The following is a 13,746-nucleotide window of genomic DNA, read 5'->3' on the forward strand; positions in this document are numbered from 1 at the left end:
TTTCTTTTTTAATATTACTAGGAATCAATTATGCTTTTTAAAAAACAGGTACAGAGAATGTGTCTGCGCTGGCAGACCTGGCTGGCGCTGGCAATCGGCCTTACGGTTATTCTTCTGCAGGCCAAAACCATCAACCAGATGAATGCCACCCGCGTAGTAAACAATGCCTTCTTGCATCTAACAGGCTTTGACTTCACCGGGGTAGGTTCGACGATGTATTATTTTTTGCTGCCATTAATGTGCGGTCTAGCCGCCAGCTCTACTTTCCAAGAGGATAAGCTCAACCACCGACTAGATGGGCTGCTGATCCGAACAAGTAAAAGACGGTATCTTTTGGCAACTAGTGCAAGTTCCTTTGTGGTCGGTGGACTTGTGGGCATTTTGCCCCTTCTGCTGGAGGCGGGATACTTCTTTTTAAACTATCATATCGCCAATCTTCCCCAAAGTCGTGATATTCAAATTATTGATCCAAGTGGCTGGGGCTACAACTTGTTCATGCACCACATCCTGTTGTTCTGGTTGTGCACAATGGTGATTGTCTTCGTTTTCAGTGGCTTATTCGGTCTGATGGGCTTAGCCACTTCATACTTCGATGTTCATAAAGGCATTGAGATTGTAACCGCCTTTGTCTTTGTGTTTTTAACGGTTTTGCTCGGCGGATTGACTGGTGAGGTCGAGGCTTCACTCAACTCACTTCTTTCACCTAACTCAAGCAATTATTATTTTTATAATATATACATATTGCTGGGCTACTTCGTGGTCATTGTCGGTGCAATCACCCTGATAACGTGGAAGCAGGTTAAGCAAGATGTCTTCAATTAGGCGCTTGTTAAAGGCACATGCACGCCGGCTTGTGCTAATTAGCTTCGTTGCACTGGGATTGCTGGTTGCTTTCTACGCACTGGCCGGACTGGCCCGCGGACTCGGCAAGAGGGCGGCGGTCTATCAGTTGCTAATGCCCAATTCCTTTTACTCGCTGATTGCCTTCATTAACGTTCTGTTTATTGCCGTGGCCCAGCCGCTGCCCAGCAGTTTGGAACAGATTCGGCTGCGACAAAAAGAAGACTGGCTCAAGACGGTGATTGGCTGGCTGCTGCTCAGCAGCCTGTGGACCAGCGTGCTTTCCGCCGCAGTCCTTGAGGGCTTCCTGCTAGCGGAGCCGGCAATTAGCCAAATCTACTGGCTGCCCCTCGTTTTAACCGTGGCAGTTGCCTTTGAGAACCTTCTCTTCTTTCAGAGCCTTATCCTGCTGATTTACCTGCTGGCGCCCATGCTGAATTATCTTTTTGTGAACGGCCTTGTCTATGCACTAGTCGTTCTGCTGACCACCACGCTGATCCGTAATAAAATACTCAGTGCCCTGATCAACAGCGACTTTCTGCTTCAGGGCGATGTGCGCCGGCTTATCCTGCAGACGCTCGTCATGTGGGGGCTCATGCTGGTCTTTTGGGGTCTCAGCAGCAGGCAGTTTTCCCGGGGTGAACGCTTATGAAGTGGCGCGTTTACGGGAATGAAATCCTGACGTCCAACCGGACCGGCAAGGTGGTTGTACTCTTTTTTCAGCTGCTCTTCTGCTGGCAGTACTGCAATATTGAGGGCTTCACGCTGCAGCACAATATTTTTACTACCTATCCGCTTGTTGGCCCGGGCGGAATTACGGGCAACCTCGCCTGGCTGCTGTATTATCTGGGCGGCGAATTTTACCTGCTCCCCACGCTGCAGGACAAGCTGCTGGCTGCCAATCCCCTGGTGGTGGTCAGGAATGAAAAAAGGACGACCATTTTACAAAATTGCCTGTTGACGACAATTGCCTTTGCGATTGTGTATAACCTTTTGTTCTTGGGCGTAATCACGGCCTTTGCCGGGGGCGGCAATATGACCTGGGCAGCCAGCCTGCACCTGCTTTGCAGCCTGTGTTTGAGTCTTGCCGCCTTCACCACATTCTTGCTGCTGTGCTCACTGCTTGAACCAGTCCTGGGCGAGCTTGCGGGCATCGCGCTTGTTCTAATCGCCTTGGCACTGAAGACAAGATGCCTGCCGCTGTTGACAACGCAATTGTGCTGGGGAGCGGACCTGATCAGTTGCGGCTGGCTGCTGGCCACGGGACTTGGGTTGAGCTGGCTCAACAAGGGGATTGAAACGAAATAAGGAAACAAGGAGATAAGCGATGAGCTTTTTAGAATTAAGCAATGTAACTAAGACGATTAAAAATGAAACCGTGCTGCAAGACGTCAATTTTGCCGTTGAGCGGGGCAGCATTACGGGCTTCATCGGGACGAACGGTTCGGGCAAGACCATGCTGTTTCGCACCATTCTGGGCCTTGTCAAAGTCAACGCCGGGACAATCACGCTCAAGGGGCAAAGGGTGGGTCTGAACAGTCCGCGGGTGGCCAATGTCGGTGCAATCATTGAGACGCCGGGCTTCATCAGTTCCTATTCGGCACTGAAGAACCTGCAGTACCTCGCGGCCATCAAGAACCTGGTGGGGACCACGGAAATTCTGGCGGCCATGAGGGTCTTTGGTCTGGACGAAGTTAAGGACAAGCGGGTGAAAAAGTTTTCCCTCGGCATGCGGCAAAAACTGGCAATTGTCCAGGCTTTTATGGAGAAGCAGGAATTGCTGGTGCTGGACGAACCCACCAACGGCTTGGACAAAGAATCGATTGCAGTTTTTGAAAAATTGATGCTTAGATTGCGCCAAGAAGGACGGACGATTCTGCTTGCCAGCCACGATGACCGGGTAATCAGGTCGATTGCCGATGACTTTTATGAACTTGACGATGGCCGGATATCAGACAAGCGGTCAATTAAGGACGCGGTCTGCGGTTAAACTAAGATTGTTGTGAATTCAATGGGTCAGCACCACGGCTGGCTTTTTTGTGCCTGGCAGAATCAGCGCCGCTTGTTCCTGATTGTCTGGTTGCACCGTCCTAAATTACGCCCGTCTGCGGGGCGCCGTAATGTTTATTTTACAGGTGAGATATGTTATCATTTACCAACGATATGGACGAGAAAGGGGAATGCAAATGGCAACAGAAGTTTACTTAATTAGGCACGGCGAAACGATGTTTAACCAGTTGAACAAGGTTCAGGGGTGGTGCGATTCGCCGCTGACCGTCAAGGGCATAAACGATCTGAAAAAGACGGCACTGGCACTTAGCCAGATTCACTTTGACAACATGTATTCCTCCGACTTGAAGCGGGCAATCGACACGGTCCACCTGATGAAGGACGCTAACCGCGTTTCAGAAATCGGCAAAATCAAAAAATTGCCAGAGTTTCGCGAGGTCTTTTTTGGCTCTTTTGAGGGCGATGACATTGAAGACACCTGGGAGCGGGTGGCCCAGGCTGCTGGAGTTGGCCCGGAGCGGGACGTCACCAAGATTATCAACCGGGTTGGCATCTATGAATTCCGCGAGGCCACCAAGGAGGCCGATCCTCGCCATTTAGCCGAGAACAAGGAAGAGCTGGATGAGCGGATGGTGCGGGCAATTGCGGTTCTGCGCAGCCTGACCCAAAATGACCAGCGGGTTCTGATTGTGTCTCACGGCGACTTCATCAAGACCCTGGGCATTAAGTACTGGAACCAGAGTGACGGCCTGCACGACATTGTTTTTCCCGAGAATGGGAGCGTGACCCGCGGCATTCTGTATAATGACGGGCACTTTGAGATAGTCGATTATAATGTTGATGCAGAAGACATGTAGAATCCTACTTGGTAAGTGGGATTTTTTGTTACAATAATATTTAAAGGGAACGATGAAATGAAGGATCACACAGCCAGGCGCTATGCCTATGTAACGGCACTTAACGTTGTTATTACCATTGCCGAATTTATTGGCGGCTTCGTCTCGGGGTCTTTGGCACTCTTATCGGATGCTGTCCATAACCTGAGCGACGTTGGTGCAATTATTATTTCGTTTGTCGCGCGGCTGATCAGCAACCGTGCGAGCAACCGGCGCAAAACCTTCGGCTACGACCGGGCGGAAACACTGGCGGCTTTTACTAATGGAATAATACTCATCCTGATCAGTGTTGTGCTGTTTATTGAGGCAATCGAACGGTTTTGGCAACCAAGTGTGATCAGTGGCGGCATCATGCTGGTCGTTTCGATTATTGGCTTGCTCGCCAACGTAATCTCAATGGTGGTTATGCACCAAGACGGGCAGGAAAACCTGAATGTGCGCTCAACCTTTATCCACATGTTGAGCGATGCCCTATCCAGCGTGGCGGTTGTGGTCGGCGCCATTTTTATTTACTATTGGCACGTTGCGTGGCTTGACCCCGTGATGACGCTATTGGTGTCGGTCTTTGTCTTCCGCGAGGCCTGGTCCTTGACCATGAAGGCGGCCAACGTGCTGATGGAATCAAATCCTGATATTGACCTGGACCAGGTCAACCGGATAGTGCTGTCCTTTCCCGCAATTAAGAATATTCATCACGTGCACGTGTGGCGTTATAGCGACCGTTACGTCATGCTGGATGCGCACGTCAACGTTAAGCGGGATTTGAAGGCGAGCGAGTTTGAAAAACTGACGCAGGCCATCAGCCAAAAGTTGCAGGTACTGGGGATTAACCACATTAATTTTCAGGCGGAATGTGACCGTGGAAAAAATGACGAGATGATTGTTTCAGATCGGGACCACGGGGAGTGAGGTATTAAAATGAGTTTGGAAGTCAATATTTATACTGCGATTATCGTCTTAATTGTGGGCCTGTATGACATGGCCTATGCGTATAACCGCCGCCGGCAAAATGGTGGGCGTGGTGCTAAAGCGTTTATGATTTTAGGCGTTATTTTCACTATTGGCGGAATTGTGCTTCTGCTTATGCACTGGATGCAGTAAAAAATGGCTAAGTTGGTATTGCTCAGGCACGGCGAGAGTACTGCTAATCATAGCAACGTGTACACGGGCTGGAATGATGTTCCCCTGACCGCCAAGGGCCAAAGACAAGCACGGGCAGCCGGTGTGCTGATTAGGCAAATAACAGACTTTGCGCCCACCCATATTCACACTTCCGTCTTAAGGCGCGCAATTGTGACGGCCAATATCGTTGCCAACGTCTGCAACTTCCTGTACGTGCCCATCACCAAGACCTGGCGCCTGAATGAACGCCATTACGGTGCGCTGCGCGGTCTTGACAAGAATGTGTCCCGCTCCATCTATGGTGAAGACCAGGTGCTGCGGTGGCGGCGCGGGTTTTATGCGGTTCCGCCGCAGGGCCAAGCACCAAGGAGCAGGTGCTACGCTAACTGTGATATCCGCTCTTTGCCCCGGGCCGAGAGCCTCTTTCAGACGCAGCAGCGCCTGCTGCCCTATTACCAGGAGCAGGTGGCCAGCCGGCTATTGCGCGGCGAAGATCAGCTGCTTGTTGCCCACGGTTCGAGCCTGCGCGCCCTAATCAAAAAGCTGGAACAAATTTCTGACCGCGATGTTGTCAAACTGGAAGTGTCCAATGCAGAGCCGATTGTTTATACGTTTGATGCGCATCTGCAAATTATTAATAAGAAAATTTTACGTTGATTTTTGGCAGTCTGTTAATTCTAACTAAGGAATTATCCAGATATGTGTTAAAATTTAATACGATATCAATTTAATTTTACATTCTTAGTTTGGAGTAAAGGCATGCGTAAAATATTTTTATTGCGAGGCGCACCCGGCTCCGGTAAATCTTCTTTCATTGCTCGTCATCACTTACAGCCATATGCGATTAGTCGTGATCAGATTAGATTGCTGCTGGCTAATTTAACCTATTATTATGAAGAAGATACCGATTGCTTACACCAAGTCATTCCGCGGTATGCAAATGAGCAGACGGAGCACTGGGTAGACTATCTCGTTGAAGAAAAGATGAAACGCGGCGAAACGGTCATTGTAGATAGCACGCACGTTTTCACAGAGAACATTGAGCATTACCAACCGTGGGTCGAGCGCTATCGTTATGAGTTGTTTGTCGTTGACTTAATGTATCACAAATCATTGCAAAACCTGTTGAACCGCAATGAGGTGCGGAAGCAGTATGATTGGGTCAAGCCCAATGTAATAAGGGAGATGTACTTGTCTTACCGGGATAACATGCAGCTGCCCGAGTGGGCGCATATTATTAATCCCAACCAGTTGAACCGGGCGCTGTCCCAGCGGGAAAGCAACCTGGACCACTTCACCCATGTGTTTGCGGTTCCGGACAAGGTGCCAGAAGAGGATTTTCCCCACGTTCACATTTCAAATTTTTACTTTTCATTTAATGACCGCTTTACGGAAAAATACGGCACTTACCGCAATGTGGTTACAATTGGCAAGACAAGGGAAGAGATTGTTGACGAATTTCGCTTGCCGTACTTTGTTTTCAAGTTCCACCACAAGCACTTCCTGATTTCGGCTTATCCGATTAGAAACGAGATGCTTGACCCCATTAAGAAGGTCAAGGGGGTCTGGACGTATTCCACCGGGTTAATCAACCTGGCCGATTTTGTGCAAGAATTTCCCCAGAGCAGACCGCAGCACGTTCACCAGTTTAACCTGACTAAGCTGCATCCGGACCGGCTGCTCCATATTTGGTAACAAAAGACGCTAGCGTAGCGTCTTTTTTGTTGCACTTAAGTTGATGCCTGCGTGTGCGGCCACGCTGCATCAAAAATCACGCAATATCAAGATGAGACTGCTTCTGTTTTTTAAAAGCTGTATAATTAACCTGTAATCGCTTTAGTAGTATTAGTGAAATATAGAAAGAGACAGAGTAAAAATGCAAACTGAACAAGTAAGAACTGGCTTTGCCCAAATTTTCCACGAACAGCCAACGGGTTGCTACTTCTCACCGGGCAGGATCAACCTCATTGGTGAACACACCGACTATAACGGTGGCCACGTCTTTCCGTGTGCGATTTCGCTGGGCATCTACGGGGCCGCCAGTCCACGGGCGGACCGCCAGTTTAAATTCTATTCGACTAACTTTGCCCAGCTCGGGGTGCTTGAGGCTGACCTGGACGACCTGCACTACGTCAAGGAAGACTCGTGGGCCAACTACGCCAAGGGGATGCTGCACTTCATGCTTGAACACGGGGCAGAGATTGACCATGGCCTCAACGTTTACGTGGACGGCAACATTCCGGACGGCGCCGGCCTGTCTTCCTCGGCCGCCTTGGAAATGCTGGTCGGGGTGATTTTGCAGGACCAGTTTGACCTGCACGTTGACCGGCTTGACCTGGTTAAGATGGGGGTAAAAACGGAGAACGACTTCATCGGCGTCAACTCCGGCATCATGGACCAGTTCGCGGTCGCAATGAGCGCGAAGGATCACGCAATACTGCTGGACACTGAGACAGTCAAGTATGAGCTGGTACCGCTCGACCTGCAGGACAATGTTATCGTCATCATGAACACGAACAAAAGACGGGAATTGTCCGATTCGAAGTACAATGAACGCCGGGGCGAGTGCGAGGAGGGCCTGCGCTATCTGCAGAAGCAGCTTGAGATCACATCGCTGGGCGAACTGGACCTATGCACGTTCGATGAGTTTAGCTACCTGCTCCCGCAGGACAACTTGCTCAAGCGCTGCCGGCATGCGGTCTGGGAAAACCAGCGGACGCTGGCGGCCGAACGTGCGCTGCAGGAACATGATCTGGCCCGGTTCGGCCGCTTGATGAACGCATCGCACGTTTCGCTGGAACATGACTATGAAGTCACGGGCAAGGAGCTCGATACGCTTGTTCACACGGCGTGGAAGCAAGGCGGCGTCCTGGGTGCCCGCATGACCGGTGCGGGGTTTGGCGGCTGCGCGATTGCGCTGGTTGCCAAGAGTCAGGTTGACAATTTTAAGCGCAGCGTTGCAGCGGTTTACGAGCGTGAAATTGGTTATGCACCGTCATTCTACCTGGCAGAAACGAGTGCGGGCACGAAGGTTTTATAGTAAACAAGGATTAAGAATGATCGAAGCAAATTTAGTTGAAAATTTTGTTAGCCAGGTGATTGCAAATAGCGATTACCAGGAGCTGGACCGTGTCTACCTGCGCAACCGCGTGTTTGCACTGGTGGGCGACGAGGCCAAAAACAAGAAGACGGCCGCTCGCAGTCTCTTGGATCTGCGCGACGAGCTGGTTCAGGCGGCACAGGTGGACGGTCGCTGCGGCGACAGCAGTGTGGACAAAGACGTCTTGGGTGCACAGCTGATGGCGCTGATTGTGCCGCGGCCGAGCCTGGTCAACCAGCGCTTTTGGCGGACCTATGAGAAGAGGCCGGCGCAGGCTATTGGCGACTTTTACGACCTCAGCAAACGCAGCGACTACATCAAGACGCGGGCTGTTGCGCGGAATATTTACTTCACAGCGCCCAGCAAGTACGGCGGCCTGGAGGTTACGATTAACTTGTCCAAGCCGGAAAAGGACCCCAAGGAGATTGCCGCGGCCCGTGACGCCAAGACAGGCGGTTACCCGCTCTGCCAGTTGTGCATGGAAAGCGAGGGCTACCTGGGTCGAATCAACTATCCGGCGCGCAGCAACCACCGCATCATCCGCTTTAACCTCGGCGAAGAGGTTTGGGGCTTTCAGTATTCGCCTTACGCCTACTTCAATGAACACTGCATCTTTCTTTCGTCCAAGCACGAAAAAATGCGGATCAATTCGCGCACCTTTGCGGACCTGCTTGTAATCGTTGACCTCTTTCCGGGCTATTTTGCCGGCAGCAACGCCGACCTGCCGATTGTCGGCGGCTCTATCTTGGCCCACGAGCACTACCAGGGCGGCCGGCACCGGTTTGCAATGGAACAGGCACCGGTTACCGTCAAGCTGAACTTTGCGGGCTATGAGGGCGTGCAGGCCGGCATCGTCAAGTGGCCGATGTCCGTGATTCGCCTGCGGGGAGCGGACAAGGCGCAGCTGGTGGAGCTTGCAACGCAGATTACGGATACGTGGCGCAGCTATAGCGATGAGGACGTTGACGTGCGCGCCTTCACGGGTACCACGCCCCACCACACGGTTACGCCGATTGCCCGCAAGCGTGGCGGCGACTTTGAGCTGGACTTGGTCCTGCGTGACAACCAGACGTCCAAGCGCTATCCCGACGGTATTTTTCACCCGCACCAGGACGTGCAGCACATTAAACGGGAAAATATTGGCCTCATTGAGGTGATGGGGCTGGCAATCTTGCCACCGCGGCTGGAGCCGGAGATGCTTGAGGTCAAGAAGTTTTTGTTGGGGCAGCCAAGCGTGGTCGCGCCAATTCACCTCGCGTGGGCACGTGCGATTAAGGCCAAGAACCAGGTTACGCCGGCGAACGTTGACCAGGTTTTGCAGGGCGAACTGGGTCAAGCCTTTGCGCGCGTGCTTGAAGATGCCGGCGTGTTCAAGCAGACGGATGCGGGCCGGGCGGCCTTCATGCGCTTTGCACAAGAAGCGGGCGTGGCCTAGGCCAGCAACTTACTGCCGCAAAAAGACAATAACGAAGGGAAGCATGACGAATGGAAAAATTGGTGCGCGATCGGATACCGGAACTGGCTACAGGGGCCGCTTTTCGCAAACTGACCCCGGCGGAAATAGAACCGGCGCTAAAGAAAAAATTGCTTGAGGAAACCAATGAAGTCCTGGACGCTGAGACCGAGGACAACCTGATCGAAGAACTGGGCGATGTTTACGAGGTCTTGCGGACCTACCTGGACTTTAAGGGCGTGAGCCAGGAAAGCTTTATGAACCGGGTCGAGCAAAAGCGCGCTTCACGGGGCGGCTTTTCTGAGTACTGGTTGATGAAACGGTAAGCCCAGCACAATTGCGGATGACAAAAAAGCGTTGAGAAGAAAATCTCAACGCTTTTTATTTGGATCAGGAACAGAAATTCCTGTATTATTTAATAGCTAAAATTACTTGAAGGCCAGAGCACCCATCGGGTCCCACGGCAACAGCTGAATTGGATCCTTGGCACCTTCGTCAAAGTCTTGCTTCAGGTCTTCCGGCAGGAACTTCTTGTTGATTACGGCCTGGTAGACGAAGGAGTCGAACCAGGAGTCGCTCATCACGAAGTAGCCCTTGAAGCCGGGCTTTTCGCCCCAGGAGTTTTCAATCTTCCACTTGGTTGGCTGGCCGTTAACCAGGTCAACGCCAGTGATGACCATGGCATGGTCCATCATGCTTTCGCCCGAGTCCAACTTTTCGGCCTTGGACATTGAGAAGTCAACGTCAAACAGCTCATCGCGCTTGTAGATGTTGGTATCAAGCAGACCAAGTTGCCGCTCGGAATCCTTGCCAACATTGGAACCAAACCAGACCACCTCGCCGGCCTTAAGCTGCTTGATAATCAGGTCCTTCATCTCGGCAACCTTGAGGTTCAGGTGGCGCACCTGCCGGCCGCCAACCACGTTGCCCAGGTATTCAACGGAGAAAACCTTGTGGTAGGGCTTGTCCGCAGTCGGCGAGTTGATGACCGAAACGTGGTCTTCCAGGTTCATGCCCACGTACTTGTCGAAGAAGGCCTTCGGGGTCAAGTCGGCGTCGCGGTGGTAGTTGCCCTCGTCGTCCTTGTATTCAAAGTCAAACTTCTTCGGCGGAACGCCAAGGGAAACGGCCAGGATGCGGAAGACGTCGTTTAAAAATTCGTTCTTGCGGGCTTCAACCTCGTCCTCCGACTTGCCGGCGTTGACCAGTTGGCGCAGGGCCAAGCCGTCCTTGCGCAGGAGCGTGTTCAGGGTGTCATTCAGTGCACTGGAATTGGTTGCGTTGGCCGTTTCGGGGTAGACCGACTTCGGCACGATACCGTACTTTTCAATCAAACCGCAGAGCATGTCCCACTGGCCGCCGTCTTGTTGCGGGGTGGCAAACAAGAAGCTGACCTTGCGGTCGCCGAGGGGCTTATTGGCCGAGGCAATCACGTTTTCGAAGAACCAGTTGGACTTTTCGAACTTGTCCCAGAAGTTGGTGTAGTTCTGGGATAATTCGAAGTCCTTGACTTTGTAGTTCTTTTGCAGCGGGTGACGCATGGTGTTCAGCGCGGAGAACATCCAGCAACGGCCCGATTGCTTCTGGTCGGCTGGTTTGCCCGTCTCGATTTCAACTGAAAAAGTGGGGGTTAGGTCAACCTTGGATTGCAGGTTTTGGCTTGCCTTGTAGATGCCGTTCTCCTGGGCCGCGTTGCTGGCGATGTTAAAGCCGGCGTGCTTGGCGAGGTCAGCGGTGTAACTGGCAATGGCGTCGTTGGTGATTTCTTTTGTCATGTAGATTATTCCTCCTTAAAGTTAATTACCTACTATTCTAGCCTAACTGCGGGGAGGAGTCTATTGGTGTGCAAGCAATTATGAAAAAATATTTAATTTTGGGCTAATTTGTTAATTTTCAGTGCTTGTGAATTTTTAAAAGATGGGCCCCCAACCTGCGCTTGGGCGTTTACGCGCCGCAGGGCTTGTGGTACCAGATCCGGTCGAATTCGGGGTGGATCTTGAAGTAGTCGATCACCATGGGATCCAGCGGCCACACCGGCACGTGCGATTCACGGGCTATCAATTGGACGGTGTGCATTTCTTTGCGCAGTACCTGGTCCCGGTCTGCATCCGGATTGATGAACATGTGGTTCATTATCCAGACCGGGCCGTCCCTGCGCTCGATTCGGTCCATCGTCCAGCGGCAGGTTAGGACGTCATCGTCATCATGAGTTTCGAAGAATTGGTGGGGGTCGTTAATACTGAACATGATTTTTCCTTTAAAAATAAAATTTGCTTAATTCCGTAGTTAATTATAGTTGATTTTCATTTGAACCTGCAATTTAATGTAAAATAGTGCTAAGTATTCAAAGGAGAAAAAATGATTAAAACACGGGGCTTTGAAGTTGTTTCCAAGTATCAAAACAAAAATATTAATCTGCCCAGGCGGCAGACGATTGCCAGTGCCGGTTATGATCTGGAGGCAGCCGTTGATATGGTGATTCCCAGTATTTGGCGGCTGAACTTTGTGCGGATTTTTCGCTTGCTCAGAAACGGACACCAACTTTATGAGCCGGACTACGACCAGGCTGATGAGGTTTTGAAGCCGCTCTTGGTTCCGACAGGCGTCAAGGCCTACATGCCGGAAGACGAGGTCCTCATCCTGGCGAACCGCTCATCTAACACCTTCAAGCGCAACCTCTGCCTGCCCAACGGGATCGGCGTCATTGATGCCGATTACTATAACAATGCAGCTAATGAGGGCGAGATTTTTGCGCAGTTGCTTAATTACGGTGTTCGGCCCATGCAAATTCACAAGGGCGAGCGGATCGCTCAAGCAATTTTTGTACAGTACCGCAAGACCGATGATGACCTGCCGGTCAGCCGCCAGCGCGCCAGCGGTTTTGGCTCCACCAACTCGAATAAGTAAGAAAGGAAAATCTAATGGCAAAAATCAGGACGAAGTACAAGTGCCGTTCCTGCGGCTACATCTCGGCCAGCTACCTGGGCCGCTGCCCCAACTGTGGGGCCTGGAACCAGTTTGAAAAGGAGACGGAAGCCGTTGCCAGCCGTTCAACCAAGGGTAGCCCGAGCCGCCTGATCAAGAAGACCGGCGCCAGCGAGCCGGTGAAGCTTGACCAGGTCAAGGGCGAAAAAGAAGAGCGGGTTCAGACCAGCTCGGACGAATTAAATCGGGTCCTTGGCGGCGGCATCGTGCCGGGGTCCCTCGTTTTGATCGGCGGTGATCCCGGCATTGGCAAGTCGACGCTGATGCTGCAGATTATGAGCGACCTGTCGAGCAAGTACAAGGTGTTATACGTATCGGGCGAGGAGTCGGCCAACCAGATCAAGCTGCGTGCAACTCGTCTGGGTCTTGAGGCTAGCAGCATGCTGCTCTATCCTGAAACCGACATGGAGGATATCCGCCAGCAGATCGAACAGCTGCAGCCCGACTTTGTCGTCATCGACTCCATTCAAACGATGAACGAACCGAGCCTGGACTCAATGACCGGCTCGGCTTCGCAGGTGCGTGAGGTCACCAGCGAACTGATGAAGATTGCCAAGATGGACGCCATCACCATTTTCGTCATCGGTCACGTCACCAAGGAGGGGACAATTGCCGGGCCCAAGATTCTGGAGCACATGGTTGACACCGTGCTCTACTTCGAGGGCGACGAACACCACGCTTACCGCATCTTGCACTCGGTCAAGAACCGCTTCGGCGCGGCCAACGAGATCGGCATGTTCGAGATGGTCAACAAGGGTCTGCAGGAGGTTACCAATCCCTCGGCCATCTTCCTGGACGAACGCCTGCCGCAGTCGACGGGTTCGTCCATCGTGGTGTCGCTTGAAGGGACGCGCCCCATCCTGGCAGAGATCCAGGCGCTGGTCACACCGACCGCCTTTGGCTATGCCAAACGGACGACATCGGGAATCGATTACAACCGGGCGGCCCTGCTCTTAGCCGTTTTGGAAAAGCGGGGCAACCTAATGCTGCAGAACCAGGACGTCTACTTGACGGCAACAGGCGGCATTCGCTTAAACGAACCGGCGGTTGACCTGGCCGTGGTTATGGCGATTGCATCAAGTTACAAGAACCAGGAGATTTTGCCGACCGATTGTTTTGTCGGTGAAGTCGGCTTGACCGGTGAGGTGCGTCGGGTCAACCAGGTCGATGCACGCATCAAGGAGGCCGCCAAGACCGGCTTCAAGCGGATTTTTATCCCCAAGCACAACATGCGGCCCAGCTTGAAGAAGATTGGCATCGAGGTCATTCCGGTTTCGAGCATCCCCCAGGCGTTAAAACTGGTTTTGGGCTAGGTTGCATTGAACTTTTACCGGTTTACG

The 13,746-nt window shown here is 52.1% G+C and carries 16 protein-coding genes; 14 read left to right on the forward strand and 2 right to left on the reverse strand.

Annotated features, from left to right (window positions below):
* The first annotated feature begins 30 nt into the window (after positions 1-30).
* From AC2JF8_RS03880 to AC2JF8_RS03935, 12 genes are all read left to right on the forward strand, one after another.
* Positions 31-822: a hypothetical protein gene (locus AC2JF8_RS03880; protein WP_500761227.1), complete on the forward strand. Its 792-nt coding sequence runs from the start codon at positions 31-33 to the stop codon at positions 820-822.
* Positions 809-1,492, forward strand: a complete 684-nt coding sequence (locus tag AC2JF8_RS03885) for a hypothetical protein (protein ID WP_500761229.1) — start codon at positions 809-811, stop codon at positions 1,490-1,492. The genes AC2JF8_RS03880 and AC2JF8_RS03885 overlap by 14 nt, the downstream gene beginning before the upstream one ends.
* Positions 1,489-2,148, forward strand: coding sequence for a hypothetical protein (locus tag AC2JF8_RS03890; RefSeq protein WP_500729139.1), 660 nt, complete (start codon positions 1,489-1,491; stop codon positions 2,146-2,148). The genes AC2JF8_RS03885 and AC2JF8_RS03890 overlap by 4 nt, the downstream gene beginning before the upstream one ends.
* Before the next feature lie 19 nt (positions 2,149-2,167).
* Positions 2,168-2,830 carry an ATP-binding cassette domain-containing protein gene (locus AC2JF8_RS03895; RefSeq protein WP_500761231.1) on the forward strand — a complete coding sequence of 221 codons (663 nt, stop codon included), beginning with the start codon at positions 2,168-2,170 and terminating at the stop codon, positions 2,828-2,830.
* Positions 2,831-3,026: 196 nt separating this feature from the next.
* Positions 3,027-3,707 carry a histidine phosphatase family protein gene (locus tag AC2JF8_RS03900; RefSeq protein WP_500729137.1) on the forward strand — a complete coding sequence of 227 codons (681 nt, stop codon included), beginning with the start codon at positions 3,027-3,029 and terminating at the stop codon, positions 3,705-3,707.
* 57 nt (positions 3,708-3,764) lie between these two features.
* Positions 3,765-4,655: a cation diffusion facilitator family transporter gene (locus AC2JF8_RS03905; protein ID WP_500761233.1), complete on the forward strand. Its 891-nt coding sequence runs from the start codon at positions 3,765-3,767 to the stop codon at positions 4,653-4,655.
* A 9-nt stretch (positions 4,656-4,664) separates the two neighbouring features.
* The gene (locus AC2JF8_RS03910) at positions 4,665-4,847 is read left to right on the forward strand and encodes a hypothetical protein (protein ID WP_500729135.1); all 183 of its coding nucleotides are present in this window, start codon (positions 4,665-4,667) and stop codon (positions 4,845-4,847) included.
* 3 nt (positions 4,848-4,850) lie between these two features.
* The gene (locus tag AC2JF8_RS03915; RefSeq protein ID WP_500761235.1) at positions 4,851-5,525 is read left to right on the forward strand and encodes a 2,3-bisphosphoglycerate-dependent phosphoglycerate mutase; all 675 of its coding nucleotides are present in this window, start codon (positions 4,851-4,853) and stop codon (positions 5,523-5,525) included.
* A 102-nt stretch (positions 5,526-5,627) separates the two neighbouring features.
* On the forward strand, positions 5,628-6,563 hold the full coding sequence (locus AC2JF8_RS03920) for an AAA family ATPase (RefSeq protein ID WP_500729133.1): 936 nt from the start codon (positions 5,628-5,630) through the stop codon (positions 6,561-6,563).
* 181 nt (positions 6,564-6,744) lie between these two features.
* Positions 6,745-7,908 carry a galactokinase gene (locus AC2JF8_RS03925; protein ID WP_500729132.1) on the forward strand — a complete coding sequence of 388 codons (1,164 nt, stop codon included), beginning with the start codon at positions 6,745-6,747 and terminating at the stop codon, positions 7,906-7,908.
* Between the two features lie 16 nt (positions 7,909-7,924).
* Positions 7,925-9,403, forward strand: coding sequence for a UDP-glucose--hexose-1-phosphate uridylyltransferase (gene galT, locus AC2JF8_RS03930; RefSeq protein ID WP_500761237.1), 1,479 nt, complete (start codon positions 7,925-7,927; stop codon positions 9,401-9,403).
* 50 nt (positions 9,404-9,453) lie between these two features.
* Positions 9,454-9,747, forward strand: a complete 294-nt coding sequence (locus AC2JF8_RS03935; protein WP_500761239.1) for a nucleoside triphosphate pyrophosphohydrolase — start codon at positions 9,454-9,456, stop codon at positions 9,745-9,747.
* A 102-nt stretch (positions 9,748-9,849) separates the two neighbouring features.
* On the opposite strand, the gene pepC is transcribed toward AC2JF8_RS03935, so the two are convergent.
* Both pepC and AC2JF8_RS03945 read right to left on the reverse strand, forming a co-directional pair.
* A complete protein-coding gene (gene pepC / locus AC2JF8_RS03940) occupies positions 9,850-11,196 on the reverse strand; it encodes an aminopeptidase C (protein ID WP_500761241.1) in 1,347 nt (448 codons plus the stop codon).
* Between the two features lie 169 nt (positions 11,197-11,365).
* Positions 11,366-11,593: a hypothetical protein gene (locus AC2JF8_RS03945; protein ID WP_500761243.1), complete on the reverse strand. Its 228-nt coding sequence runs from the start codon at positions 11,591-11,593 to the stop codon at positions 11,366-11,368.
* A gap of 189 nt (positions 11,594-11,782) precedes the next feature.
* On the opposite strand from AC2JF8_RS03945, the gene AC2JF8_RS03950 reads away from it, so the two are divergent.
* Both AC2JF8_RS03950 and radA read left to right on the forward strand, forming a co-directional pair.
* Complete coding sequence (locus tag AC2JF8_RS03950) at positions 11,783-12,328, forward strand: dCTP deaminase/dUTPase family protein (protein WP_500761283.1); 546 nt, start codon at positions 11,783-11,785, stop codon at positions 12,326-12,328.
* Between the two features lie 14 nt (positions 12,329-12,342).
* Positions 12,343-13,719, forward strand: coding sequence for a DNA repair protein RadA (gene radA / locus AC2JF8_RS03955; protein ID WP_500729127.1), 1,377 nt, complete (start codon positions 12,343-12,345; stop codon positions 13,717-13,719).
* The last annotated feature ends 27 nt before the right edge of the window (positions 13,720-13,746 follow it).

The sequence above is a fragment of the Lactobacillus sp. CA30L genome, from assembly GCF_059900845.1.

Coding starts and splice junctions, on each gene's coding strand:
- radA (WP_500729127.1), top strand. CDS start 12,343: ATGGCAAAAATCAGGACGAAGTACAAGTGCCGTTCCTGCGGCTACATC.
- AC2JF8_RS03890 (WP_500729139.1), top strand. CDS start 1,489: ATGAAGTGGCGCGTTTACGGGAATGAAATCCTGACGTCCAACCGGACC.
- AC2JF8_RS03920 (WP_500729133.1), top strand. CDS start 5,628: ATGCGTAAAATATTTTTATTGCGAGGCGCACCCGGCTCCGGTAAATCT.
- AC2JF8_RS03945 (WP_500761243.1), bottom strand. CDS start 11,593: ATGGACCGAATCGAGCGCAGGGACGGCCCGGTCTGGATAATGAACCAC.
- AC2JF8_RS03915 (WP_500761235.1), top strand. CDS start 4,851: ATGGCTAAGTTGGTATTGCTCAGGCACGGCGAGAGTACTGCTAATCAT.
- AC2JF8_RS03885 (WP_500761229.1), top strand. CDS start 809: ATGTCTTCAATTAGGCGCTTGTTAAAGGCACATGCACGCCGGCTTGTG.
- AC2JF8_RS03905 (WP_500761233.1), top strand. CDS start 3,765: ATGAAGGATCACACAGCCAGGCGCTATGCCTATGTAACGGCACTTAAC.
- AC2JF8_RS03900 (WP_500729137.1), top strand. CDS start 3,027: ATGGCAACAGAAGTTTACTTAATTAGGCACGGCGAAACGATGTTTAAC.
- AC2JF8_RS03880 (WP_500761227.1), top strand. CDS start 31: ATGCTTTTTAAAAAACAGGTACAGAGAATGTGTCTGCGCTGGCAGACC.
- galT (WP_500761237.1), top strand. CDS start 7,925: ATGATCGAAGCAAATTTAGTTGAAAATTTTGTTAGCCAGGTGATTGCA.
- pepC (WP_500761241.1), bottom strand. CDS start 11,196: ATGACAAAAGAAATCACCAACGACGCCATTGCCAGTTACACCGCTGAC.
- AC2JF8_RS03935 (WP_500761239.1), top strand. CDS start 9,454: ATGGAAAAATTGGTGCGCGATCGGATACCGGAACTGGCTACAGGGGCC.
- AC2JF8_RS03910 (WP_500729135.1), top strand. CDS start 4,665: ATGAGTTTGGAAGTCAATATTTATACTGCGATTATCGTCTTAATTGTG.
- AC2JF8_RS03895 (WP_500761231.1), top strand. CDS start 2,168: ATGAGCTTTTTAGAATTAAGCAATGTAACTAAGACGATTAAAAATGAA.
- AC2JF8_RS03925 (WP_500729132.1), top strand. CDS start 6,745: ATGCAAACTGAACAAGTAAGAACTGGCTTTGCCCAAATTTTCCACGAA.